Below are 25,545 nucleotides of genomic sequence, written 5' to 3'. Positions count from 1 at the left end.
TAACAGGGGCTGAAAAATCAGCAAGTTAGCCTGACGAGGCTGCGCTCATGGCTCGACCGCATACCGCGTTGCCGGTAGGGGCGAGCTGCTATTCGCGACCACATTCGCCGACAGCCAGGAATGGCATTGCCGCTCGGAAATGTGTTCGCCGACAAAAGAAAAAAGGAGTCCGCCTGTGGCTATTCGCTATGGCAAAGGGCTGATAGGAGGAGCGGTTGTCGTCGCTCCCCTGGCCCTGCTGGTCCACTGGATCGGCATCAACACGATCGAACTGTACCGCGACGATTTGTTGTTTTACCTGCAAGCTCACTTGATCCTCGTCCTTGTTTCAATGCTGGCCGCCCTGATCGTAGGGATTCCCGCCGGTATCCTGCTCAGCCGACCCAACATGGTCGGGCGCGCAGAACGCTTCATGCAGATCTTCAACATCGGCAATACCGTCCCTCCCCTGGCCGTACTGGCCATCGCCCTCGGTGTCCTTGGCATCGGCAGCGGCCCCGCGATCTTCGCGCTGTTCCTCGCCTCGTTGCTGCCCATCGTGCGCAACACCTATGAAGGCCTGAAAAACGTTCAAGGTTCCCTGAAAGAAGCTGCCGTCGGCATCGGCATGACGCCGCGCCAGGTGCTGTTTCGCGTGGAACTGCCCAACGCCGTGCCGATCATCATCGGCGGTGTGCGCGTCGCGCTGGCGATCAACGTCGGTACCGCGCCCCTGGCGTTCCTGATTGGCGCCAACAGCCTGGGCAGCCTGATCTTCCCCGGCATCGCCCTGAACAATCAGCCGCAACTGCTGCTCGGCGCCGCGTGCACCGCGCTGCTGGCCTTGCTGCTCGACGGTCTGGTGACCATGGCCAGCCGCCTTTGGCTGGAACGCGGGTTGCGTCCGTCTTAAGGCTTTGGCCCCGTCTTAGGCCTGAAACAGGAATTCACATGAAAAAACTGACATTGATATTGAGCTGCGTCCTGCTGTTCGCAGGGTTTGCGCAAGCCGCTGAAAAACCGGTCATCCGCATCGGCGCCCGGGTGTTCACTGAACAGACCCTGCTCGCCGAAATCACTTCTCAGTACCTGCGCACCAAGGGTTACGACACCCGTGTGACCGGCGGCCTGGGCAGCAACCTGGCGCGCAGTGCCCAGGAAAGCGGGCAACTGGACCTGATCTGGGAATACACCGGTGTGTCGCTGGTGGCCTACAACCATGTCGACGAGAAGCTCGACAGCGAACAGTCCTACGCCCGAGTGAAAGAACTCGATGCGAAAAAAGGCCTGGTCTGGCTGTCCCCTTCGAAATTCAGCAACACCTACGCCCTGGCCCTGCCAGAGAACGTGGCCAAGGAATTCCCGCAGATCAACAGCATCAGCGACCTGACCGCGGCACTGGCCGAGAAAACCAAGGAAAACCGCCTGGTGGCCCTGGACACCGAGTTCGCCAACCGTTCCGACGGCATGGCCGGCATGGTCAAGCTGTACGACATGAACCTGACCCGCAAAAACACCCGGCAGATGGACGCCGGCCTGGTCTACACCGCGCTGCGTAATGGCCAGGTGTTTGCCGGTTTGGTTTACACCACCGACGGTCGCCTGAACGCCTTCAAATTGAAGCTGCTGGAAGACGACAAGCATTACTTCCCGGACTACACCGCCGCGCCGGTGGTGCGTCAGGTTTACCTCGATGCCCACCCGCAACTGGCCGCTGATCTCAAGCCGTTGGCTGCGCTGTTCGACGACGAAACCATGCGCCAGCTGAACGCGCGGGTCGACGTCGACCATGAAAGCCCGTCCGCCGTGGCCGCAGATTTTCTGCGCCAGCATCCGATCAACTAAGAGGAGAAGACATGGAATTCCTGAACGCCTTTTCCCATCTTGATTGGGCCCAAGTCCTGCACCTGACCTGGCAGCACATCACCCTGGTCGGCATTGCAGTGATCCTGGCAATCGTCGTAGGCGTGCCCCTGGGCGTGCTGATGACCCGCTTCCCGACCCTCGCCGGCCCACTGCAAGCCAGCGCCACGGTGCTGCTGACCGTGCCGTCGATTGCCTTGTTCGGCCTGCTGCTGCCGTTCTACTCCAAGTTCGGCCAGGGCCTGGGGCCGATGCCGGCGATCACCGCCGTATTTCTCTATTCCCTGCTGCCCATCATGCGTAACACCTACCTCGCCCTCACTGGCGTCGAGCCGGGCATCCGCGAAGCCGCCAAAGGCATCGGCATGACCTTCGGCCAGCGCCTGCGCATGGTCGAGCTGCCGATTGCCGTGCCGGTGATCCTCGCCGGTGTGCGCACCGCCGTGGTGATGAACATTGGTGTGATGACCATCGCCGCCACCATCGGCGCCGGTGGCCTGGGTGTACTTATTCTGGCTTCCATCAGCCGCAGCGACATGTCGATGCTGATCGTTGGCGCCGTACTGGTCAGTCTCCTGGCCATCTTCGCCGACCTGCTTCTGCAATGGCTGCAACGCACGCTGACTCCAAAAGGACTGCTCAAATGATCGAACTTCAAAACCTGACCAAGACCTTCCAAAGCAACGGCAAGACCATCACCGCCGTTGATTCCGTAAGCCTGACCGTCAACGAAGGCGAAATTTGCGTGTTCCTCGGCCCATCGGGCTGCGGCAAAAGCACCACGCTGAAAATGATCAACCGCCTGATCAAGCCGACCTCCGGCAAGATCCTGATCAACGGCGAAGACACCACCGACCTGGATGAAGTGACCCTGCGTCGCAACATCGGCTACGTGATCCAGCAGATCGGCCTGTTCCCGAACATGACCATCGAAGAAAACATCGTGGTGGTGCCCAAGCTGCTGGGCTGGGACAAGCAAAAATGCCACGACCGCGCCCGCGAATTGATGAGTATGATCAAGCTGGAGCCCAAGCAGTACCTGCATCGCTACCCGCGTGAACTGTCCGGTGGCCAGCAACAGCGGATCGGCGTGATCCGCGCCCTGGCGGCGGATGCACCGTTGCTGCTGATGGATGAGCCGTTCGGCGCGGTCGACCCGATCAACCGCGAGATGATCCAGAACGAATTCTTCGAGATGCAGCGTGCGCTGAACAAGACCGTGATCATGGTCAGCCACGACATCGACGAAGCCATCAAGCTGGGTGACAAGATCGCGATCTTCCGCGCCGGCAAGCTGCTGCAGATCGACCACCCGGACACCCTGCTGGCCCACCCTGCAGACGAATTCGTCAGCAACTTTGTAGGCCAGGACAGCACCCTCAAGCGCCTGTTGCTGGTGAAAGCTGAAGATGCGGCGGATAACGCGCCGTCGGTCAGCCCGGAGACGCCAGTGGCGGACGCCCTGGAGCAGATGGACGAACTGGACCGTCGCTACGTGGTGGTGACCGACGCCGAGAACAAAGCCCTGGGTTATGTGCGACGTCGCGACCTGCATCGTCAGACCGGTACCTGCGGCCAATACCTGCGCGAGTTCAACGCCACGGCGGCGTACGACGAGCATTTGCGCATCCTGTTGTCGCGCATGTACGAGTTCAACCGCTCGTGGTTGCCGGTGATGGATGCGGAGCGGGTGTTTCTCGGGGAAGTGACCCAGGAGTCGATTGCCGAGTACCTGAGTTCCGGTAAGTCCCGTGGGGGCAAGACCAGCATTGTGTCGCCTGCCGAGACAGCGCTGGCCTGATAGACCGCTATCGCGGGCAAGCCCGGCTCCCACATTGAATTGCATTCATCTGTTGGAATGCATTCCCCTGTGGGAGCCGGGCTTGCCCGCGATGAAGGCAGCACAAATCCTTCAGAATTACCCCTCCCGGGGAACATCAATCCGTCATACCGGTCGGTTACATAAGTAACTGCACGCGGCCTCACGACGAACGCGTGCAAAAACGCGACATTTTTAGTTGATCTATAGCCCCTCACGTCCTAAAGTTCGCGCCGAACGTCCATGCTGGAAACGATCCATCCGGCTCAAGTACTGACGACGAGACAGCAAGGCCAAGGGAAGCGGTTGATCCCATGGCCTTTTTGCTTTCGGCGACATGCCTTGGGAAGTAGGCGAACCAAAGTGGGGATACGGAGGACGTTCATTTGCACCCATTGATCAATCTAGTTTGCCAGTAGGAGTTCCCAGCATGTCGATCCAGGTCGAAGACTATTTCGCGCGCGCCACTTTTGACAAAATGAAGGCGTTCGCTGACACCCAGGAAACCCCGTTCGTGGTGATCGACACCGCGATGATCAGCCAGGCCTACGATGACCTGCGCGCCGGTTTCGAATTCGCCAAGGTGTATTACGCCGTCAAGGCCAACCCGGCCGTCGAGATCATCGACCTGCTCAAAGACAAGGGTTCGAGCTTCGACATCGCGTCGATCTACGAGCTGGACAAGGTCATGGACCGCGGCGTCAGCCCTGACCGTATCAGCTACGGCAACACCATCAAGAAATCCAAGGACATCCGCTACTTCTACGAGAAGGGCGTGCGCCTGTTCTCCACCGACTCCGAAGCCGACCTGCGCAACATCGCCAAGGCCGCCCCGGGTTCGAAAGTGTATGTACGTATTCTCACCGAAGGCTCGACCACGGCTGACTGGCCTCTGTCGCGCAAATTCGGCTGCCAGACCGACATGGCCATGGACCTGCTGATCCTCGCCCGCGACCTGGGCCTGGTGCCTTACGGCATCTCCTTCCACGTCGGCTCGCAACAGCGTGACATCAGCGTGTGGGACGCGGCGATTGCCAAGGTCAAAGTGATCTTCGAGCGCCTGAAGGAAGAAGACGGCATCCACCTCAAGCTGATCAACATGGGCGGTGGCTTCCCGGCCAACTACATCACCCGCACCAACAGCCTGGAAACCTACGCCGAGGAAATCATCCGCTTCCTCAAGGAAGATTTCGGTGACGACCTGCCGGAAATCATCCTGGAGCCGGGCCGTTCGTTGATCGCCAACGCCGGCATCCTGGTCAGCGAAGTGGTACTGGTTGCGCGTAAATCCCGCACCGCCGTCGAGCGTTGGGTATACACCGACGTGGGCAAATTCTCCGGCCTGATCGAAACCATGGACGAAGCCATCAAGTTCCCGATCTGGACCGAGAAGAAAGGCGAGATGGAAGAAGTGGTCATCGCCGGCCCGACCTGCGACAGCGCCGACATCATGTACGAGAACTACAAGTACGGCCTGCCGCTGAACCTGGCGATTGGCGACCGGATGTACTGGTTGTCCACCGGTGCGTACACCACCAGCTACAGCGCTGTTGAGTTCAACGGCTTCCCGCCGTTGAAATCGTTCTACCTGTAAACGCACGCCCTGATCGTTCCCACGCTCTGCGTGGGAACGCATCCGGTGACGCTCTGCGTCACGCCCTTAGAGCGGACGCAGAGCGTCCAGGGCGGCATTCCCACGCAGAGCATGGGAACGATCAAGTTCAATGGCATGCGCTTGATAAATCTCGGCCATCGCCCGTATCTGCGGATCATTGGCGGCACACAACGCCTTGTGCGCCACCCGCAAGAACTTCAAATTCCCGCCCGCCAGGGCCTTGCGCAACCATTCCAGTGCCGTTTCTATCTCGCCCCGGTCCGCCAACACCGCCGCATAACTGAACTGCCCGCGAAAATCCCCGCCTTCTGCTGACCGGCGATACCACGCCACCGCCGCCTCCAGATCCCTCGGGCAGTACTGCCCTTCTTCCAGATAACGCCCCAGCAGGTTCATCGACTTGGCATGGCCCGATTGCGCCGCCTGTCGATAACACGCGAGCGCCTGGGTTTGATCCTCGGCAACCCCGCGCCCGGTCGCCAACAGGTTGGCGTAGTTGTACAACCCCCAATCCAGACCGGCCTCCGCCGCCAGACGATATTCCCGCGCTGCCGCCACGGGATCCGCCCCACAGCCCCAACCATGCTCCAGGCAACGCCCGAGCATATTGCGCGCCATCAAATGCCCGCCTTGGGCGGCGATGCGGAACCAACGCACCGCCAGTGCTTCATCGCGTTCGATGCCGCGGCCTTCCAGCAGGATTTGCCCGAGCAGCGCCTGGGCATCCACAACACCCTCTTTCGCCGCGATCAAAATCGCCTGGGCGGCGCGCACCGGGGAATCGTCGAGCATAGCCTGCAATTGCTCAACGTTGAGGACTTCTTCACGGCGCAATAAAAAGCCCATGGTCAGACCTCAACCCAGCGGCGCAGCAGATTGTGATAGGTGCCGGTGAGCTGGATCAGCGCCGGGTGGTCGGGCACGTCCCGACTCAGTTGCTGGATCGCACCGTCCATCTCGAACAGCAGCGTGCGCTGGCTGTCTTCGCGCACCAGGCTTTGGGTCCAGAAAAACGAGGCGTAGCGCGCGCCACGGGTCACGGCGTTGACTTTGTGCAGGCTGGAGCCGGGGTATAGCACCATGTGGCCCGCCGGCAACTTCACCCGCTGCAGGCCGAAGGTGTCCTGGATTTCCAGCTCGCCGCCGTCGTAGTCATCGGGGTCGCTGAAAAATACCGTGGAGGAAAGGTCGGTGCGCACCCGCTCGTGGCTGCCCTTGGACTGGCGCACGGCATTGTCGATATGAAAGTCGAAACTGCCACCGGCGGTGTAACAGTTGAGCAACGGAGGGAAGACCTTGTGCGGTAACGCCGCCGACATGAACAGCGGATTTTTCCACAGCCGATCAAGGATCGCCGCGCCGATTTCCTGTGCCAGTGGGTGGCCTTCCGGCAGTTGCAGGTTGTGTTTGGCCTTGGCCGATTGATGCCCGGCAGTGATTTTGCCGTCGGCCCACTCGGTGTGCGTCAGGGCTTCGCGGATGCGCAGCACTTCCTCGCGAGAGAACAGGCCGGGAATGTGCAGCAACATGTAGGCATTACCTGAAAACAGTGAGGCGCCAATGGTAGTGATTCTTATTGACTGTGTACAACCCCACTGCCGCGCAATAGACGAACGAGAATGTAAAAACCGTAAGCAAAAAGTGTAAAGAACGTAAATTCAGTGCGAATAGTAATGTATCGCAATTGATATAAAGTCTTGTTCTCCCTATATTCCGCGGCCTCACCTCCTTGGGGAAAGGACACTTTCATGCCGCGCACTTCGATAAAAATACCTGCCAGTTCACCGCGTCTGCTGGCCTCGGCCATCGGCGTTGCCATCAGCGCCAGCTCTGCGGCCCAACTGGCGCAAGCCGCTGAAGACACCGAGCAGAAAGGCGAGCGCAACAGCATTTCCCTGGGAGCCACCAGCATCACCGGCCAGGAACAGGACAGCACGTCCTACCAGGTCGAAAAAGCCTCTTCTCAGAAGTACACCGCGCCGCTGGTAGACACCCCGCGCTCGGTCACCGTCGTGCCGCAGCAAGTCCTCAAGGACACCGCCGCCACCTCGTTGCAGGACGCGTTGCGCACCGTGCCGGGGATTACCTTCGGCGCCGGTGAAGGCGGCAACCCGCAGGGCGACCGTCCGTTCATTCGCGGCTTCGACGCCCAGGGCGATACCTACCTCGACGGCGTGCGTGACACGGGCGGCCAGAGCCGCGAGATCTTCGACATCGAGTCCATCGAAGTCAGCAAAGGCCCCAACTCGTCATTCGGCGGCCGCGGCTCGGCTGGCGGCAGCCTCAACTTGGTGAGCAAGACGCCACAGGCGCGGGACTTCACCAACGGTGGCTTCACCTACGGCTCCGACCAGACCCGCCGCTATGTGCTCGACGTCAACCGTCAGTTCCTCGACAGCGCGGCGTTTCGCCTGAACCTGATGAGCCACGAACAGAACGTCGCCGGGCGTGATGCCGTCAACTACGACCGCTGGGGCGTGGCGCCGTCGCTGACCTTCGGCCTGGGCACTCCGACCCGGGTCAACCTCAGCTACTACCACATGGAAAGCGACGACCTGCCGGATTCGGGGATTCCGTATGGGTATAGTTCGCCGACCACCACTACCCACGTGCATGACAAACCCACCGATGGCGGCGACAGCAATAACTTCTACGGCCTGAAGAGCCGCGACTTCCGCAAGACCCGCGCCGATATCAGCACGGTCTCCATCGAACACGACCTGAACGACAACATGACGTTGAAAAACACCCTGCGCCATGGCAACACCGGGCAGGATTACGTCCTCACCCAGCCTGACGACAGCCAGCGCAACGTCAACCGCTTCGGTACGGTCTGGCGCCGCGCCAACACCCGGGTTTCCACCACTGAAACCACCACCAACCAGACTGATCTGTTTGGTAGCTTCCAAGCCCTGGGCTTCAAGAACAGCTACTCCACTGGCCTGGAGTTCACCGGTGAAGAAACCCGCGTCAGCGGCTACACCGTAACACCTAACTCAAACCCGACCTGCACCGTGGCCAAAGGTAGCCTGGGTGGCCAGTGCACCTCGCTGAGCAACCCGAACCCGGACGATGCCTGGACCGGCAGCGTCGCACGCAACTACAACGGCACCAACACCAAGGCCACCAGTCGCGCCGCGTATGTGTTCGACACCATTGAGCTGGACCCGAAATGGCTGCTCAACGTCGGCCTGCGCTACGACACTTTTGATACCGAAGCCAACACCAAAGCAGCGACCGGTCGCAGCAAGGTCAAGGACGACAGCCACAGTTCTTCAATTGGCAGGCGGGCCTGGTCTGGAAGCCGCTGGATAACGGCAGCATCTATGCCTCCTACGCTACCTCGGCATCGCCAGCCGGCGGTATGGTTGGTGAAGGTGCAGATCCGAACTCGATCCCTACAGGTATTAACACCAGCGACCTGAAGCCCGAAGAAACCGTCAACTATGAACTGGGCACCAAGTGGGACTTGGTCCACAATCGCCTGTCCCTGACAGCAGCGGTGTTCCGTACCGAGAAGAAAAACGCCCGGATCCTAGTGGACTCCAACACTTACGAAACTGCAGGCGAATCTCGCGTCGACGGCCTAGAGTTGTCGGCCAGCGGCAAGATCACCGAACAATGGCAAGTTTTCGCCGGCTACAGCTACCTGAAAAGCGAGCTGGTTGACCCGGGCAAAAACGGCAACCGCCTGGGTGTGGTGACCGCCGGCTCAAACAAAGGCAACCAGATGCCCAACACGCCGAAGAACACCTTCAGCCTGTGGACAACCTATGACGTGACACCGAAGCTCACCCTCGGCGGCGGCGCGTTCTATGTCGACGAAGTCTACGGCGATGCGGGCAACACCGTTTACGTGCCGTCCTACACCCGCTACGACGCCATGGCCAGTTACAAGCTGACCAAGAACGTCGACCTGCAGTTGAACGTGCAGAACCTCACCGACAAGACCTACTACGACAAAGCCTATGCGGCACACTTCGCCAACCAGGCAGCGGGTCGTACGGCGATGCTGACCACCAGTTTCCATTTCTAAATCGATACAAATCACCGAAAAAACCCCACGCATCGGATGCGTGGGGTTTTTGCGTGTAAAAAAGAATGTTTCTCGACAACTCGCGGCATAATGCGCGCCGTGAAACACCTAACCTGATGACGAGGCCGCACGACGTGTTGAAGAAAACCCTGTTCCAGTTGCATTGGTTCTTCGGCATTACCGCCGGGCTGGTGTTGGCCTTGATGGGGATCACCGGCGCGACGGTGTCGTTCCAGGATGAAATCATCGAGGCGTTGAACCCGACGGTGTTGACGGTGGAAAAGCGTCCAGCCGGTGTACTGCCGCCGGCTGAACTGGTGCGCCTCCTGGAAGCCCGTGAAGGCAAAGCGGTGTCGATGCTCACGGTGCAACCCGACAGCACCGACGCCGCCAAGGTCTGGTTCACCCCGCCGCCCGGTGAACGTCGTGGGCAGATGCGCTACTTCGACCCGTACACCGGCGACTACCTGGGCGACGCCGTCGGCCAGGAGTTCTTCGGCTTCGTGCTGCAATTGCACCGCTTCCTCGCCATCGGCGACACCGGCCGGCAAATCACCGGTGCCTGCACGCTGATCCTGGTGTTCTTCTGCCTCTCGGGCCTGTATCTGCGCTGGCCACGCCAAGTGGCAAGCTGGCGTGCGTGGCTGACCCTGGACTGGCGCAAAAAAGGCCGCAGTTTCAACTGGGACCTGCACTCGGTGTTCGGCACCTGGTGCCTGTTGTTCTATCTTCTGGCTGCGTTGACCGGGCTGTTCTGGTCCTACGAGTGGTACAGCAATGGCCTGACCAAACTGATGTCCGACGCTCCGCAAAACGAACGCGTGCGCAAGCGCGGTCCGGCGCCGGAAGGTCCTGCGCCGGTGGCCAATTACGATGCGATCTGGAGCAGCATCTACAGCAACGCCGGGCCCGGTTTGAGCAGCTATAACATCCGTATGCCAGCGGTCGCCGGGCAACCCGCCACCGTCTACTACTTGCTGAAGACCTCACCTCACGACCGCGCACTGAACCAGATCAACCTCGACCCGGCCAACGGCGAGGTCAAATCCCATGACACCTACATCGGCAAAAGCTTCAAGGCACAGATCCTCACCAGCATCTATGCGCTGCACACCGGCAGCTATTTCGGCCTGGCCGGCCGCATCATCCTGACCCTCAGCGCGCTGCTCATGCCGCTGTTCTTTATCACCGGCTGGCTGCTGTACCTGGATCGCCGCCGCAAAAAGCGCCAGGTGCGCGATGCGCGTAAAGGCCTGACGGACAACCACAGCGAAGCACCTGCCTGGCTGATCGGCTTTGCCAGCCAGAGCGGTTTTGCCGAGCAACTGGCCTGGCAGACCGCCGGCCAATTGCAGGCCGCCGGCTTGCCGGTGAAGGTGCAATCGCTGGGCAGCGTCAGGGAGAAAGATTTGCGCCAGGCGAACAATGCATTGTTTGTGGTCAGCACCTTCGGCGACGGCGAAGCACCGGACAGCGCCCGTGGTTTCGAACGCAGTGTGCTCGGCCAGGACCTCTCTCTCAAGGGTTTGAACTACTCGGTGCTGGCCTTGGGTGATCGCCAGTATCAACACTTCTGCGGCTTCGCCCGGCGCCTGCATTTCTGGCTGACCAACCAGGGCGGCAACCCGTTGTTCGCCCCGGTGGAAGTCGACAGCGGCGACACCGATGCGTTGCTGCACTGGCAACAACAACTCGGCCAACTGACCGGCCATGCACCCGCGGCAGCATGGGCCAGCGCGACCTATGAAAACTGGACCCTGAAGCATCGTACCTTGCTCAATCCAGACAGCAGCGGCTCCGGCGTCTATTTGCTCGGGCTCACCCCGCCAGCCCCACGGGATTGGCTGGCCGGTGACCTGGTAGAAGTGCTGCCGCGTAATTGCCCATGGGCCATCGAACATTTCCTCGACGGCCTTGGACTGGCGGGCAGCGAAGGTGTGGTGATCGACGGCCTCGCACACACCCTCGACCAGGCGTTGGCCAGTCGTCAGCTACCGGACAACCGCGCACACCTGGTGGGCCTGCATGCCCAGGCGCTGGTCAATGCACTGGTGCCGTTGAACATGCGCGAATACTCCATCGCCTCGATTGCCAGCGACGGCGTGCTGGAGCTGATCGTGCGCCAGGAACGTCACCCCGATGGCAGCGTGGGCGTGGGTTCCGGCTGGTTGACCGAACACGCACCGTTGGGTTCGACCATCAGCCTGCGACTGCGGCGCAACAGTGGTTTCCATCTGCCGACCGAGCCCGTGCCGATGATTCTGCTGGGTAACGGCACCGGCCTCGCCGGGTTGCGCAGTTTGCTCAAGGCGCGAATTGCCGACGGTCAGCAGCGCAACTGGCTGCTGTTTGGCGAACGCAATATCGCCCACGACTACCACTGCCAGGACGAGCTGCAAGGCTGGCTGGCCAGCGGTGACCTGGCATTGCTGGACCAGGCGTTTTCCCGGGATCAGGCAGAGAAAATCTACGTTCAGGACCGCCTGCGTGAGTCGGCTGACGTGCTACGCAAATGGATCGCGGATGGCGCGGCGATTTACGTCTGCGGCAGTTTGCAGGGGATGGCGGCGGGTGTGGATCAGGTGCTGCACGAGGTGCTGGGCAGTGAGGCGGTTGAGCGGTTGATCGAGCAGGGCCGCTATCGCCGGGATGTGTACTGATTTCCTCCAGACAATGAAGGTCTACTGTGGGAGCTGGCTTGCCTGCGATGGCGGTGTATCAGTTAAAAATTATTGACTGACACTCCGCTATCGCAGGCAAGCCAGCTCCCACATGTTTAATTGCATTCCAAATCAGGCGGGCTGCAGTTTCTGTTCAAACACCGAAACCCCATCCAGGTCCCGCAAAATCACCGTCAGTTCCGCCGTCTGCCCATCAATCTGCACCTCGCCAAAAAACTGGAACCCGGCAAACGGCGAGCTGTTCTGCACCGTCGGTGCCTTCTCGAACACCACTTCCGGGCCAAAGGTTTTATCCAGCGGATTAGGCCCAAAACTCCCAGCGTTCAACGGCCCGGCGACGAACTCCCAGAACGGTTCAAAATCCTGAAACGCCGCCCGATCCGGATGGTAATGATGGGCCGCGCAGTAATGCACATCCGCCGTGAGCCACACGTGATTACGCACCTGCTGCGCCCGCAAAAACGCGAGCAATTCGGCGATCTCCAATTCCCGTCCCTGAGCCGGTCCCGGGTCACCGTTGGCGATGGCCTCCCAACGTGGCACGCCAGGGCTGACCTCACCGTCGGGTACGCCGAGGCCAATGGGCATGTCGGCAGCGATGACTTTCCACTGCGCCTGGGAGGCTTTCAATTCGCGCTTGAGCCAGTCCAGTTGTTCACGTCCAAGAAACGGTTTTTCGCCGCCAAGGTTGTCGTCGTTCGGCCCGCGATAGCTGCGCATGTCCAACACGAAAACATCCAGCAAAGGGCCGTAGCTGAGCTTGCGATAAATCCGCCCACCCTGGTCGGCGCTTTGCCGGCGCATGGGCGAATATTCCAGCCAGGCCTGGCGCGCACGGCCTACCAGGGTGTTGATGTCGCGGGTCTTGTAGCGCTCATCCAGCTGCTTGCTCGGCGACCAGTTGTTGATCACTTCGTGGTCGTCCCACTGCCAGATCTGCGGCACTTCGGCATTGAAGCGACGCACGTTTTCGTCCATCAGGTTGTAGCGATAGTTGCCCCGGTATTCATTCAGGGTTTCGGCGACTTTGCTTTTGGCTTCGGTGGTGATGTTGCGCCAGATGCGTCCGTCTTCGGTGGTCAGTTGCGCGGGCACCGGGCCGTCGGCGTAGATGGTGTCGCCGCTGTGGATAAAGAAGTCCGGCAGGCGCAAGCGCATGGCTTCGTAGATGCGCATGCCGCCGATGTCCGGGTTGATGCCGAAGCCTTGGCCAACGGTATCGCCGCTCCACACAAAGCGGATGTCCCGGCGCTGTTGCGGCACGCTGCGCAGGTGGCCGAACCAGGGCTCGCTGGCCACGCCGGTCTGGGCGTCTTCGAAGTGCACACGGTAGAAAATCGCCTGGTCGACGGGCAGTCCGGTGAGTTCGACACGGGCGGTGAAATCCGTGCGGCTGTCGACCAGGGGCGAGACGAATTTGCGCGGGTTGCTGAATACGCTACGGGTATCCCACTCCACCACCATCCGCGACGGGCGGTCGCTGCGGCTCCAGATCATCGCGCGGTCGCCCAGCAGGTCGCCGGATTGCACGCCGTCGGTAAGTTGCGGGCGATCCTTGACCGAGGCGATCACCGCAGGCGCGAGGCCCGGCAACAACAGGCCGGCGCCAACGGCTTGCATCACGCGGCGGCGACCGAGATTGAAGTGGCTCATGCAGGTTCCCTCTCGAGCAGCAAAAGGGAAACTTAAGCATGAAGGGATGAAGGGGATATGACACAGACCTTATTCATAACGAAGATCAAATGTGGGAGCTGGCTTGCCTGCGATCGCATCACCTCGGTTACGCTGATACACCGAGGTGCCTGCATCGCAGGCAAGCCAGCTCCCACATGAACCGAGTTATGCCTGGGCGGGTGCGACAGAAAGCTCTACGGTCTCCGGGCGTTTGAGGAAAGCATACACCACAGCGGTCAACAAACTCCCCGCCACAATCGCCAGCAGATACAGCAGCGCATGGTTGATCGCATTCGGGATCAGCATCACAAACAACCCGCCATGAGGCGCCATCAGTTTGCAGCCGAAATACATCGACAGCGCACCGGTCAGCGCGCCGCCAGCGATGCTCGCCGGAATCACCCGCAGCGGGTCCTTGGCGGCAAACGGAATTGCGCCTTCGGAGATAAAGCACATGCCGAGAATCAACGCGGCCTTGCCGGCTTCGCGCTCGGTCTGGGCGAACTTGCGCCGCGCCAGGAAGGTGGCGATGCCCATGCCAATGGGCGGCACCATGCCGGCGGCCATGGTCGCGGCCATGGGTGCACCGCTTTGCGCCGCCAGCAGGCCGACGGAAAACGCGTAGGCCGCCTTGTTGATCGGCCCGCCCAGGTCGACGCACATCATGCCGCCCAACAAGATGCCCAGCAGCACGGCGTTGGTGGTGCCCATGGTGCTGAGGAAATCCGTGAGGCCGGTAAGCATCTTCGCCACCGGCGGCCCCACCAGGTAAATCATCGCCAGGCCCGTGAACAGGCTCGCCAGCAACGGGATGATCAGGATCGGCTTGAGGGCTTCGAGGCTCTGGGGCAAACGGATCGCACGACTGATGAATTTGACGCAGTAGCCGGCCAGGAAACCGGCGAAGATCCCGCCGATAAACCCCGCGCCCAAGGTGCTGGCCAGCAGACCGCCGATCATGCCGGGAGCCAGGCCCGGACGGTCGGCAATCGAGTAGGCGATATAACCCGCCAACAGCGGCACCATCAGCATGAAGGCCTGGTCGCCGACGGTTTTCAGCGCGGCGGCCAGGGTGCCTTTTTCTTCAAAGGCATGAATGCCGAATACGAACGACAGGGCGATCAGCAGACCGCCCGCCACCACCATCGGCAACATGAACGACACGCCGGTGAGCAGGTGTTTGTAGACACCGGTCTTCTCCGGTTTGGCGGCCGCACCACTGGCAGCGGATTCCTGCTTGCCTTCGGCCAGCGCCTTGTTGAGGGTCGCCTCGGATTGCTTGAGCGCGATCCCGGTGCCACAGCGATAGATTTTCTTGCCGACAAAGCGCTCGGTGGCGACTTCGATATCGGCGGCCAACAGCACCACGTCGGCGTCACGAATCGCCTCGGGACTCAGTGGCGTGCGGGCGCCCACCGAGCCCTGGGTTTCCACCTGCAGGTCATACCCGAGGCGCTTGGCGGTTTGCTGCAACGCTTCGGCAGCCATGAAGGTGTGGGCGACGCCGGTCGGGCACGCGGTGATCGCGACGATACGCGGCGTGCTTTTCGCCGGTGCCGCATCAGCCTCCTGCACCTGAGCCTCTTCGACCCCGCGACGCAACACCGCGTCCACATCCTGCAGCGCCTGGGCCGGCGTGCTGCGGAATACGCGTTTGCCGACAAAACGCTGCATGTCCACCGGCGTGCTGCTGACCAGCAACACCCACTCGGCGGCTTCAATGGTGGCCGCCGACAATTGACGTTCCGGGTGTTGCACATCGACCACTTCGACGCTGGTGCTCCAGCCCTGGCGCTGGGCGGCGGCGTCCAGCAAGCGGGCGCACAGCACACTGGTGACCATGCCGTTCGGGCAGGCAGTAACAATGGCTAACTTCATGACCAACCCTCTTATTGTTCTGTCAGCGGGCGCACGTGGACGCCGCTCTGCAAAGTCTCAAGCTGTGCCTCATCGGTGATGCCAAAGCCGATTTGCGTGACCGCCATCGCGGCAATGGCAGTGGCGCGGCGCAGGGTCTGCTCCGGCGTATCGCCATTGAGCAAACCGTGAAGCATCCCGGCCAACAGCGAGTCGCCGGCGCCTACGGTACTGGCCACCGTTACTTTGGGTGGCGTGGCGTGCAGCGCGGCATCCGGGCTGTACCAGCTCACGCCTGCGGCACCGTCGGAGACCACCACATGCTCAACACCTTGCCGATGCAGTTGGCTGACAGCATCCGTGGCATGACCGAGGGCATCGGCCAGTTCTTCAGTATTGGGTTTGATCAGCCATGGGCCGGCGTTCAATCCGGCGCGCAGCGCTTCGCCGCTGGTGTCCAGAGCGACTTTCAAACCGAGGTTTTTCAGTTGCTGCAGCAGGCTCTGGAACCACTGAGGGGTGATGCCGCGTGGCAGGCTGCCGGCCACGACGACAGCGTCGTGTCCCGGAGCAATCCGCGCCAACTGCTCAAGCAGTGCCTGTTGCGCCTGCTCGCTGACCAGCGGGCCCGGGGCGTTGACGTCCGTGACCCGCCCGTCCTGTTCGGCGATCTTGATATTGCTGCGGGTTTCGCCCGGTACGCGAATAAAGGCATCGGTGAAACCGCGACGGGCAATCAGCATCTCGAACGCTTGGGGATTGTCCTCGCCAAGAAAGCCGCCCACGGTCACCTGATGGCCAAGGTCCGCCAGCACTTGAGCGACGTTCACGCCCTTGCCGGCAGCATGGGTGATCATCGCCTCACTGCGGTTGACCTCACCCGGTTCCAGGCGCGTCAGGCGCACCGTCAGGTCCAACGCCGGGTTCAGCGTCAGGCTTAAAATCCTTGCCATTTACACGGCCTCCACAAGCGCACGCACTTCGGCGGGGGAACCCACCGCCAGAGCTTTTTGGGCCAGGCCTTGGGCCTCGCTCAGACTGAATTCACGTACCCGTGCCTTGACCTCGGGGATGCTGCGCGCAGACACGCTCAGCTCATCCACTCCCAGGCCGACCAGCACCGGAACCGCCAACGGGTCGGCCGCCAACTCGCCGCACACCCCCACCCATTTGCCATGGGCATGGGCGGCGCGCACGGTGATGTCGATCAGTTGCAACACGGCCGGATGCAGGCCGTCAGCCTGAGCCGACAGCGTCGGGTGGCCACGGTCGATGGCCAGGGTGTACTGGGTCAGGTCGTTGGTGCCGACGCTGAAGAAGTCCACTTCCTTGGCCAGTACCGGCGCCAGCAACGCGGCCGACGGCACTTCGATCATGATCCCCAATTGCAGGTCGGCCACCGGGATTTCCAGGCGCAGGCGCTCGGTCATGTCCCGGGCCTGGCGCCACTCATCCACGCTGCCGACCATGGGGAACATGATGCGCAGCGGACGGTTGTCCGCCGAGCGCAACAGCGCACGCAATTGCGCTTCCATGATCTGCGGGCGTTGCAGGGTCAGGCGGATACCACGCACGCCGAGGAAGGGGTTTTCTTCCTTGGCGATCGGCCAGTAAGGCAGCGGTTTGTCACCGCCCACATCCAGGGTGCGCACCACCAGTGGCCGACCGCCGAGGCCGTCGAGTACCCGGCGGTATTCGGCTTCCTGGGTGGCTTCGTCGGGCGCTTGTTTGTGCGCCATGAAAATCAGTTCGGTGCGCAGCAGGCCGATACCTTCGGCGCCCTGCTCGACTGCGCTGGCAACCCCGGCGCTTTCGCCGATATTGGCGAACACTTCTACGGCATGGCCATCGCGGGTCAGCGCCGGTTCATGGCGTTGCGCGGCGGCGGCTTGCAGGCGTTGTTCGCGGGTGTCGCGTTCGACGGTGGCGCGTTGCAAGGTGGCGGCGTCGGCGTCGACATGCAAGCGACCGCGTTGGCCATCCAGCAGCAACGGCGTGCCCGAGGCCAGCAGCAACACCGCCGGGCCTGCACCCACCAGCGCGGGAATGCCCAGGGCGCGGGCGACGATGGCGCTGTGGGCGGTGGCGCCGCCACGGGCGGTGAGGATGCCGGCAACACGCACCGGGTCCAGGCGCGCCACGTCCGAGGGGCCCACTTCGTCCATCACCAGAATGTAGGGTTCGTCCGGCTCCTGGGCGGTTTCGACACCGCACAGTTGCGCCAGCACGCGGCGGCCAATGTCACGCAGGTCAGCAGCGCGCTCGGCGAGCAAGGCGTCCTGCAGCGATTCCTGCTGTTTGGCGGCGGCTTCGATCACGCTCATCCAGGCGGCTTCGGCGCTTTCGCCCTGCTTGAGACGCGTCTCGACTTCGTCGGTCAGTTCCGGGTCGTCGAGCATCTCCTGGTGGGTGATGAAGATCTCGCGGATGGCCTTGGATTTGCTGCGCTCGATCAGGCCCTGGATATCCCGGCGCACGTCGGTCAATGCCGCGTGCAGGCGTTGGCGCTCAATCACTGGCGACTCACCGCGCAGCGGGTATTCGAAAGGTTGCAGCACCTGGATATGCGCCGGGCCAATCGCAATGCCGGGGGCGGCGGCGATGGCCTGGATCAGGCTGCCGGATACCGGGGCGCTGATCACGGGTTCGATATCGACGACGACCTGCTGGGCGCTGACCGCTGGCAGCGGCTCGACTTCTTCACCGAGACCTTCTTCCACTGCCGCCAGCAAGGCGGGCAAGGCGTCACCGGCAATGGTTGGCTCAGCGACAAACTCCAGCACCTGGCCACGCCGTGCGCCAAGGCTCAGCAACTTGCTCAGGCTTTTTACCGACACCGCGCTGACATCACCATCCACGATGCGCACACGGATTTCACCGTCAAAACTTTTCGCCAATTGCGCGAGGATCTTCGCGGGGCGCGCATGCAGGCCGTGGGCGTTGGCCAGGGCGATGCGCACGCTGGGCCAGTCGGCCGGCAGTTCACCGCCGAGCACTTCCAGCACGGCCCGGCTGCTGGTGGCGCGGCCGAGTTCCTGGCCGCGGCCTTCGATCAGCAAGGCGCACAGGCGTTCGAGCAAGGTCTGGTGAGCCTCGCCGAGGCTGGCCAGGCAGAACAGGCCGCTCAATGGCTGGCCCAGGTAACGCATCGGTTTGTCCGGAGTGACAAAGGCCAGGCCGGGACGTTTCACCGTCTGCTCGCTGTGCAGCCACCACAGGCCATCGCCCAGGGGCAGCGCATCGACTTGTTGCAGCACGGCGGCAAACCCATTGCTTACGCAATCGGCCTGGCGCAGCAGGCGTGCGCCACGCCACACCAGCTCTTCGAAATCATCAGCCGACACGCCCAACCCGATCATCTGTGCGTCCAGCGCCAGCTCCTGCGGTGCGCCTTGCAGCAGTTTCAGCAAAGCTTCGGCGGAGCTGGCGCGGCGCAGGGCCTGGCCCAGGTCAGTCTCGCCGAGGGCTCGGGTCAGCAGTTGCAGCAGGCGCAGGTGTTCGTCGGATTTGGCGGCAATGCCGATCGCCAGGTAAACGATCTGGCCATCGCCCCAATCCACGCCCTCGGGGAATTGCAGGAGGCGCACGCCGGTGGCGAACACCTGGTCGCGGGTTTCGGGAGTACCGTGGGGGATGGCGATGCCTTGGCCGAGAAAGGTCGAGCCTTGGGCTTCACGCGCTTGCAAGCCACTGAGGTAACCCTCGGCGACCAGGCCATCGGCCACCAGTTTTTCAGCGAGCAGTTGCAAGGCAGCAGACTTATCCACAGCCGTCTGGCCCATGGATATCTGCTCGTGGGTGAGCTCAAGCATGCCGTTCTCCTAGTTAGTGCGGCGTGCGCACTAGGTATTATTTTGAATAAATCAGTGCAAATGCGTTCGAAAAAATTGACTGAGTGGTCAGTTGGCAGGACCACGTTCGTCGCGATAATCGTAAAAATACGCTTGCTGAAACGTTTAATCTAGAATTTATGGCAGATTACGCGTTAATTTCCCATGATTGAAGCGCCACTCGGCTGTTGAGTTGCGACAATGGTCGTCTGCAGTAATCGGTTACGATTGGACAAAGTGTCGGGGCAAGCTCTAAAAAACAAGGAAATCCCGGTTTGAAACTCAGTGATATCGCGCGCATTGCCGGTGTGTCTGTGACCACCGCCAGCTACGTCATCAATGGCAAGGCCGAACAGCAACGGATCAGCAGCGCAACCGTCGAACGGGTGCGTGCCGTGGTTGAAGAACATGGCTTTACGCCCAACCCCCAGGCCGCCGGGCTGCGCAGCCGGCATACCCGTACCCTGGGTTTTATCCTGCCAGACCTGGAAAACCCCAGTTACGCACGTATCGCCAAGCTCCTGGAGCAAGGCGCCCGGGCGCGTGGCTATCAACTGCTGATCGCCAGTTCCGATGACGACGCCAACAGTGAACGGCAATTGCTGCAACTGTTCCGCGCCCGCCGTTGCGATGCGTTGTTTGTGGCCAGCTGCCTGCCGGCCAGCGATGACAGCTACCGCGAGCTGCAAGCCAAGGGCCTGCCGGTGATCGCCATCGACCGGGTCATGGAGTCTACGCAGTTTTGCTCGGTGGTCAGTGATGATCGCCAGGCCTGCCAGCAATTGACCAGCAGCCTGCTGCAACCGCTGCCCAAGCAGATCGTGTTGATCGGCGCCCGGCCAGAGCTGAGCATCAGTCAGGAGCGTGCCACTGGTTTCAAGGAAGCGCTGAAAGACTTCAACGGTGAAGTGCTGATCGAACAAGGCGAGTCGTTCAGCCGCGATTGTGGCCGACAGTTGATGGAGCAATTGCTGCAAAGCCTGGGGCATTTGCCTGACGCGCTGGTGACGACGTCCTACGTCCTGCTGCAAGGGGTGTTTGATGCGTTGCATGACTTCCCGCTCAAATCCCGCCCGCTGCGCCTGGGGACGTTTGGCGACACGCAGTTGCTGGATTTCCTGCCGCTGCCGGTGAACGCCATGGCCCAGCAGCATCAATTGATCGCCGACACCGCGCTGCGCCTGGCGCTGGCGGCCGTTGAAGAACAGCACTACGCGCCAGGGGTGCATGCCATCGGCCGCACGTTCAAGCAGCGGATTCACTCGGAGTAAGCGGTGTGGAGCTGACCGACAGCCACACCCATCTGGACTTTCCGGACTTCGACGCTGATCGCGCCGAGGTCCTGAACCGCAGTCGCCAGTTGGGCGTGCGCAGGATGGTGGTGCTGGGGGTCTATCAGCAAAATTGGCAACGCTTGTGGGACCTGGTGCAAAGCGACGCGGATTTATTCGCCGCCTTCGGCCTGCACCCGGTGTATCTCGACGACCATCGCCCCGCCGACCTGACGGAACTGGGCGACTGGCTCACCCGCCTGAACGGCCACCGGCAACTGTGCGCAGTGGGCGAAATCGGCCTGGATTACTTCCTCGAACAGCTGGACCGCGAACGCCAGCAACGCCTGTTTGAAGCCCAACTGAAGCTGGCAGTGGATTTCCAGCTGCCGGCCCTGCTGCATGTGCGCCGCAGCCACGCCGCCGTGATCGCCACCCTCAAGCGCATTCGTCTGCCACGGGGCGGCATCATCCACGCGTTTGCCGGCAGCCAGGAAGAGGCCCGCGAGTACATCAAGCTCGGTTTCAAACTGGGCCTGGGCGGCGCGGCGACGTGGCCGCAAGCCCTGCGCATGCACAAGGTGATCGCGCGACTGCCGCTGGAAAGCGTGGTGCTGGAAACCGACTCACCAGACATGGCGCCCGTCATGTACCCCGGCCAGCGCAACAGCCCTGAACATCTGTCAGACATCTGTGCCGCCCTGGCGGAGCGCATGGGCATCAGCCCATCAACGTTGGCCGAGGCGAGTACCCACAATGCCTGCGAGCTGTTTAACTGGTAGGCCTTTTACCTCCCGCAGCGTCAGCGTCATCCGCTGCCGGTGACGGGCGTATCGCAAGGTCAGGCAGTAAATCAGCACCGCCATCAGCGAGACATTGAGCTGCCCGGTCACGCTGATCAGCCCTATCCACTCGGCTACCAACGCCACCAGCAGCGCCACGCTGGTCAGCACGATCATGCTCGGACGCAACAGGCCAAGGTTGTCCAGAGACTTGAACTGCTTCAACTGCTTGGGGCAACTCGGTTCCACGCCTTTGTGGCAATACGGGCACTCAAAGGGTTCATGGATAGCAATGGCATTGAGCTGCCAGGGCTTGAGCTCAAAGGACATATCGCAAAGGACGCAATGCCCTCTGACACCGACAATTGCAGCGGTCATCACCGAACCTCCGCGTAAATGGATCAGACAAATTCTCACCCATTTTGACAGCGGGAAAAGATCAACGCCAAAAACAAGACAAATGCTACGCCATCCAAGAAGTAATCCTACGGCCAGCCCTCACACTCGAAAGGCACCGATCAACTGCTTCAGCTCGATCACTTGCAAGGACAACTGCCGGCTGGCCTCTTCGGTCTGGTGCGCGCCCTGCGCCGCATGCTCTCCCGCACGGTTGATCTCGACGATGTTCTGATCGATATCATGGGCCACGGCAGTCTGCTGCTCGACGGCGGCGGCAATCTGCTGGTTCTGGTCGACGATCATGCCTACCGCGCCGAGGATATTTTCCAGGGCCTGCTGGACTTTCTCCGACTGCCCCACCGTGCCATTGGCCATCTCGTGGCTGGTGCCCATGGCCTTCACCGCTGCGCCGACGCCACTGTGGAGCTTGGCAATCATCTGCTCGATTTCCTCGGTGGAGTGCTGAGTACGCCGGGCCAAAGTGCGCACCTCATCGGCTACTACGGCGAAACCGCGTCCTTGCTCACCGGCACGCGCGGCCTCAATGGCGGCATTCAGCGCCAGCAAATTGGTCTGTTCGGCGATGCTCTTGATCACTTCCAGCACGCGACTGATGGATTGGCTGTCGATGGCCAACTGGTTGATCACCCGCACCGATTGATCGATCTCCGAGGCCAACGCCGCGATGCTGCCTTGCTGGGACTGCACCAGGCCGCGGCCGCTGACAGTTTCATCGTTGACGCTGTGGGCACTGCTGACCGCCGCCGCTGCACTGCGAGCCACTTCCTGGGCGGTGGATGACATCTGGTTCATGGCAGTTGCCACTTGCTCGATCTGGCTGCGCTGGCCGGACACGGCCTGATTGCTGCTGGCCGAGACCGATTCCACTTGCCCGGCCTGGTGTTCGACCTGGTTGACGGTGTGCCCTACCCGCTCGATCAGGTCATGGATTTTGGCCACGGTGGCGTTGAACACCTGACCCAAATGCCCCAGTTCGTCGCGGCTGTGGGCAATGAAGGTAACGGTCATGTCACCGGCCGCCACCTTGTCCATCGTCGCCCCCAGGCGGCGCAAGGTGGTGCGGGTGGAGGCGTAGAAACCGGCGTACAAATAGAAGATCAGCAAAAACACCGACGCCAGGGCCGCCACCAACCCGATCATGTGCGTGCGGTTTTCTGACAGGCGTTGCTCCAGTTGCTGCTCAAGAAAGGTCAGGGTGGCGTCGTCAAGTTGATAGGTCTTGACCATCAAATTGCTGACTTCGTCGTAGAAGCCTTGCCATGGAGCGTCGAGGGTTTCGGCCACGACGACCTGCTCTTCGAACAGCTCACTGCCTTGCTTGAGGCTCGCCTTGCTCGCGTCGGCCAGGCTCGCCAAGGCTGCGTGGGCGGGCTTGCTGGAGCCGAGGGCATCTTGCAGTTTCAGCCCGTATTCGGCCTGGAGTTTTTCCAGTTGCTGCAGTAATTCGTCAAAGCGAGTGCTGGAGGACGAGTTGAGAAAGCCCTGACCCAACGAATAAGCGCCCATTGCCCGGCCTTCGCCCAGGGTTTGGGTGACGTGCGGGGTGACGCTGGTGATCAGTTCGCTGAGTTGGCGCAGGTCGCCCTGAGGGTCGCGGCTCAAGCCCGACTGACTGGCGATGATCTGGCTGAGCATCTGCGCCTGGTTGAGGAGCTTGCCGATCAGCGCGCTTTTGCTGAGCAGCGAGGTTTCCTGTTGCTGGGCCTTGAAGGCGGTGATCATTTCATCGCGCTTGGCTTCGAAGGCGGCGGCTTGCTCGGGGTCGGCAGACAGGGCGTGGAAGCCTTGCAGGCGCTGCAGCAGGTTCTCTTCCAGGGCGACGATCTTGCTTTCAATATCACCGGCTTTGCCTGATTGGCCGAGGGTTGCGTTGATCTGGACCTGGTTGTTCAGGGTTTCCAGGTCGCGGCGCAGGGCCAGGCTGCTGCCCAGCAGGTCGAGGCTTTGCAGCTCGACACGGGTGCCCTGGAATTCACGCCAGGAGTCGCGCACCAGGTAATAGTTGGTGGCCAGCATCGGCAACAGGAACAGCACGCTGATAAGGCTGAACTTCATGCCGAAGGTCAGGCGGTTCATGAACGCGACGGCGGGATAGAGCAAGCTCTTCACAGGTGAACTCCCTTTTCTTTTATTTTTATTGAGGGCGCAGGGCGGCGGCAGATAGCCACTATTTGGCGCTCTGTCTGTATAGCTCAATTCGAAAAGGAGGTTTGTAACTTAAGGTTAACGGCAGGAGCGAGTTGCTCGCCCCTGCCGGTGTGGATCAGGGCAGCACAGTCCAGATGGCAAAGCCGGCGTACCACAGCACGGCGGCGCGCAGCAGCAATTCCCAGATACGGTCGAGGCTGTTGATACCGTCAGGTCCCACCACCGGCGGCGGGATTTCAGCGGCCACCAGGCCCACCTTTTCTACCAGTTGCGCCGCGCTGATGTCCCAGCTCAGCAACTCATGCAGCATCACCCGGCCGACCGCCACGAAGTTGCCTACCAGGGCAAAACTCGCCGCCAACAGGCGTACCGGCAACCAGTCGAAGGCATGGCGCAATTGCCCGGCACGCTCGGCCACCAGCGGGTTCTGGCTGTGCTCGGTCGCCAGCGCCAGCAACCGGTAGGCCAAGGCAGCCACCGGCCCGAGGAGGAAGTACCAGAAAATCACCGCGAAGAAGCTTTGGTAGGCCTGCCATAACAGATGGCCCTGGACCCGCTCCAGCAGTTGCTCGCCACTGTCGGCGCTGATGCTCAAGTCGCGCTCGGCCACATGTTCGGCCGCTTGCAGGTCACTCCGGCGCCAGGCATCACGGAACGGACCCAATCCGGCCAGTAGATCGCCACGGCCCAGGCTGTAGATCACCACCAGCAAATGCACCGGCAGCGCCAACAAGCCATAAGCCACCGGTTCCAGCACCAACAGCAACAGCGCGAGCAACGCCACCGGCAGCAGCACCAGCAGCGCGAGAATCAGCCATGGCCGTTTGCCCAGGCTGGCGCTTGATTCCAGCTTGGCCAGCTCCCGCAGCCAACCACCATCACGTTGTATACGCTGGCGCAGGGCCGAGAATTTCTCGATCCATACCGCCAACACCAACACCAGAAAACTCATTGTGCGTGTCCTCCATCCTGCAAGGCGCTGCGAAAGCGCGCCCAATCAAAAGCGGGTCCGGGATCGGTCTTGCGTCCCGGGGCGATATCGCTATGGCCACAGATGCGCTGGCGGGTAATGCCCGTGTACACCGCCAGCAACTGGCGCGTCAGGGCGATCAGGGATTGATACTGAGCATCGGTGAAAGGCAGGTCATCAGTACCTTCCAGCTCAATTCCCAGGGAAAAGTCGTTACACGTTTCACGGCCCTCGAAGCTCGATACGCCGGCGTGCCAGGCACGGTCCAGGCACGAAACAAATTGCGTCACCGAGCCATCACGCTCAATCAGAAAATGCGCAGAAACCCGTAGGTCGGCAATACCTTCAAAGTAGGGATGTTCCGTGACATCCAGACGATTCTGGAAAAACTCATGCACCTTGCCGGAGGCGAATTGCGCCGGTGGCAAGCTGATGTTGTGCACCACCAACAGGGAAATCTCGCCACCGGGGCGCTCGTTGAAGTTGGGCGAAGGGCAATGACGGATGCCCTGGCACCAACCGCTGGCGGGGTCCAACTGCATACAGGTTCCTTGAACGAGGCTGGGGTGCCTCAGTATGCCGCGTTCCGCTGTCCGGTTG

The 25,545-nt window shown here is 61.4% G+C and carries 18 protein-coding genes and 1 pseudogene; 9 read left to right on the top strand and 10 right to left on the bottom strand.

The features are described 5' to 3' along the window. Positions 1 to 175 precede the first annotated feature (175 nt). The 5 genes from BLU46_RS21000 (at position 176) to BLU46_RS20980 (ending at position 5,255) form a co-directional block, all read left to right on the top strand. Positions 176 to 892, top strand: a complete 717-nt coding sequence (locus BLU46_RS21000; protein ID WP_093205108.1) for an ABC transporter permease — start codon at positions 176 to 178, stop codon at positions 890 to 892. Positions 893 to 930: 38 nt separating this feature from the next. After that, positions 931 to 1,824, top strand: a complete 894-nt coding sequence (locus BLU46_RS20995; RefSeq protein ID WP_003215975.1) for a glycine betaine ABC transporter substrate-binding protein — start codon at positions 931 to 933, stop codon at positions 1,822 to 1,824. 11 nt (positions 1,825 to 1,835) lie between these two features. Then, positions 1,836 to 2,489 carry an ABC transporter permease gene (locus BLU46_RS20990; RefSeq protein WP_003215973.1) on the top strand — a complete coding sequence of 218 codons (654 nt, stop codon included), beginning with the start codon at positions 1,836 to 1,838 and terminating at the stop codon, positions 2,487 to 2,489. Next, positions 2,486 to 3,643 (top strand): osmoprotectant ABC transporter ATP-binding protein OsmV, encoded by a 1,158-nt coding sequence (locus BLU46_RS20985; RefSeq protein WP_008437274.1) that lies wholly within the window; start codon positions 2,486 to 2,488, stop codon positions 3,641 to 3,643. The genes BLU46_RS20990 and BLU46_RS20985 overlap by 4 nt, the downstream gene beginning before the upstream one ends. A 448-nt stretch (positions 3,644 to 4,091) precedes the next feature. Then, positions 4,092 to 5,255: a type III PLP-dependent enzyme gene (locus tag BLU46_RS20980; RefSeq protein WP_003215969.1), complete on the top strand. Its 1,164-nt coding sequence runs from the start codon at positions 4,092 to 4,094 to the stop codon at positions 5,253 to 5,255. Positions 5,256 to 5,321: 66 nt separating this feature from the next. Here BLU46_RS20980 and BLU46_RS20975 read toward each other — a convergent pair whose 3' ends face one another. Together BLU46_RS20975 and BLU46_RS20970 are read right to left on the bottom strand one after the other, a co-directional pair. Continuing rightward, complete coding sequence (locus BLU46_RS20975) at positions 5,322 to 6,122, bottom strand: tetratricopeptide repeat protein (RefSeq protein ID WP_093205104.1); 801 nt, start codon at positions 6,120 to 6,122, stop codon at positions 5,322 to 5,324. Between the two features lie 2 nt (positions 6,123 to 6,124). Further along, positions 6,125 to 6,805, bottom strand: a complete 681-nt coding sequence (locus BLU46_RS20970; protein ID WP_093205101.1) for a Fe2+-dependent dioxygenase — start codon at positions 6,803 to 6,805, stop codon at positions 6,125 to 6,127. A 219-nt stretch (positions 6,806 to 7,024) separates the two neighbouring features. Here BLU46_RS20970 and BLU46_RS20965 point away from each other — a divergent pair. Beyond that, a pseudogene (locus BLU46_RS20965) lies at positions 7,025 to 9,312 on the top strand (TonB-dependent receptor). A 134-nt stretch (positions 9,313 to 9,446) separates the two neighbouring features. After that, on the top strand, positions 9,447 to 11,972 hold the full coding sequence (locus tag BLU46_RS20960) for a PepSY domain-containing protein (RefSeq protein WP_093210176.1): 2,526 nt from the start codon (positions 9,447 to 9,449) through the stop codon (positions 11,970 to 11,972). 132 nt (positions 11,973 to 12,104) lie between these two features. Here the strand turns inward: BLU46_RS20960 and BLU46_RS20955 are convergent, their stop codons facing one another. From BLU46_RS20955 to ptsP, 4 genes are all read right to left on the bottom strand, one after another. After that, positions 12,105 to 13,646, bottom strand: coding sequence for an alkaline phosphatase D family protein (locus BLU46_RS20955; protein ID WP_093205098.1), 1,542 nt, complete (start codon positions 13,644 to 13,646; stop codon positions 12,105 to 12,107). A 186-nt stretch (positions 13,647 to 13,832) separates the two neighbouring features. Then, positions 13,833 to 15,545, bottom strand: a complete 1,713-nt coding sequence (locus BLU46_RS20950) for a PTS fructose-like transporter subunit IIB (RefSeq protein WP_093205095.1) — start codon at positions 15,543 to 15,545, stop codon at positions 13,833 to 13,835. An 11-nt stretch (positions 15,546 to 15,556) separates the two neighbouring features. After that, positions 15,557 to 16,477, bottom strand: coding sequence for a 1-phosphofructokinase (pfkB, locus tag BLU46_RS20945; RefSeq protein WP_093205092.1), 921 nt, complete (start codon positions 16,475 to 16,477; stop codon positions 15,557 to 15,559). After that, positions 16,478 to 19,336 (bottom strand): phosphoenolpyruvate--protein phosphotransferase, encoded by a 2,859-nt coding sequence (gene ptsP, locus BLU46_RS20940; RefSeq protein WP_093205089.1) that lies wholly within the window; start codon positions 19,334 to 19,336, stop codon positions 16,478 to 16,480. 293 nt (positions 19,337 to 19,629) lie between these two features. Between ptsP and cra the strand changes: the two genes are divergently transcribed. Next, positions 19,630 to 20,625, top strand: coding sequence for a catabolite repressor/activator (gene cra, locus BLU46_RS20935; protein WP_063027076.1), 996 nt, complete (start codon positions 19,630 to 19,632; stop codon positions 20,623 to 20,625). Between the two features lie 5 nt (positions 20,626 to 20,630). Beyond that, positions 20,631 to 21,407, top strand: coding sequence for a TatD family hydrolase (locus BLU46_RS20930; protein ID WP_093205085.1), 777 nt, complete (start codon positions 20,631 to 20,633; stop codon positions 21,405 to 21,407). Here BLU46_RS20930 and BLU46_RS20925 read toward each other — a convergent pair. The 4 genes from BLU46_RS20925 to ampD all read right to left on the bottom strand — a co-directional run bounded on the left by BLU46_RS20925 (position 21,354) and on the right by ampD (position 25,487). Further along, positions 21,354 to 21,785 (bottom strand): hypothetical protein, encoded by a 432-nt coding sequence (locus BLU46_RS20925; protein WP_231988826.1) that lies wholly within the window; start codon positions 21,783 to 21,785, stop codon positions 21,354 to 21,356. The genes BLU46_RS20930 and BLU46_RS20925 overlap by 54 nt on opposite strands. 120 nt (positions 21,786 to 21,905) lie before the next feature. Beyond that, a complete protein-coding gene (locus tag BLU46_RS33565; RefSeq protein ID WP_371132334.1) occupies positions 21,906 to 22,610 on the bottom strand; it encodes a methyl-accepting chemotaxis protein in 705 nt (234 codons plus the stop codon). Positions 22,611 to 24,090: 1,480 nt separating this feature from the next. Beyond that, positions 24,091 to 24,927, bottom strand: a complete 837-nt coding sequence (ampE, locus tag BLU46_RS20915; protein WP_063027068.1) for a regulatory signaling modulator protein AmpE — start codon at positions 24,925 to 24,927, stop codon at positions 24,091 to 24,093. Continuing rightward, entirely contained in the window at positions 24,924 to 25,487 is a 564-nt protein-coding gene (ampD, locus tag BLU46_RS20910) for a 1,6-anhydro-N-acetylmuramyl-L-alanine amidase AmpD (protein ID WP_093205070.1), read from the bottom strand. The genes ampE and ampD overlap by 4 nt, the downstream gene beginning before the upstream one ends. Positions 25,488 to 25,545: the final 58 nt, after the last annotated feature.

This window comes from Pseudomonas yamanorum, from assembly GCF_900105735.1.
Lineage (GTDB): Bacteria > Pseudomonadota > Gammaproteobacteria > Pseudomonadales > Pseudomonadaceae > Aquipseudomonas > Aquipseudomonas yamanorum.
The sequence above is the reverse complement of the archived record's forward strand: the minus strand, read 5'-3'. Positions and strand labels throughout refer to the sequence as shown.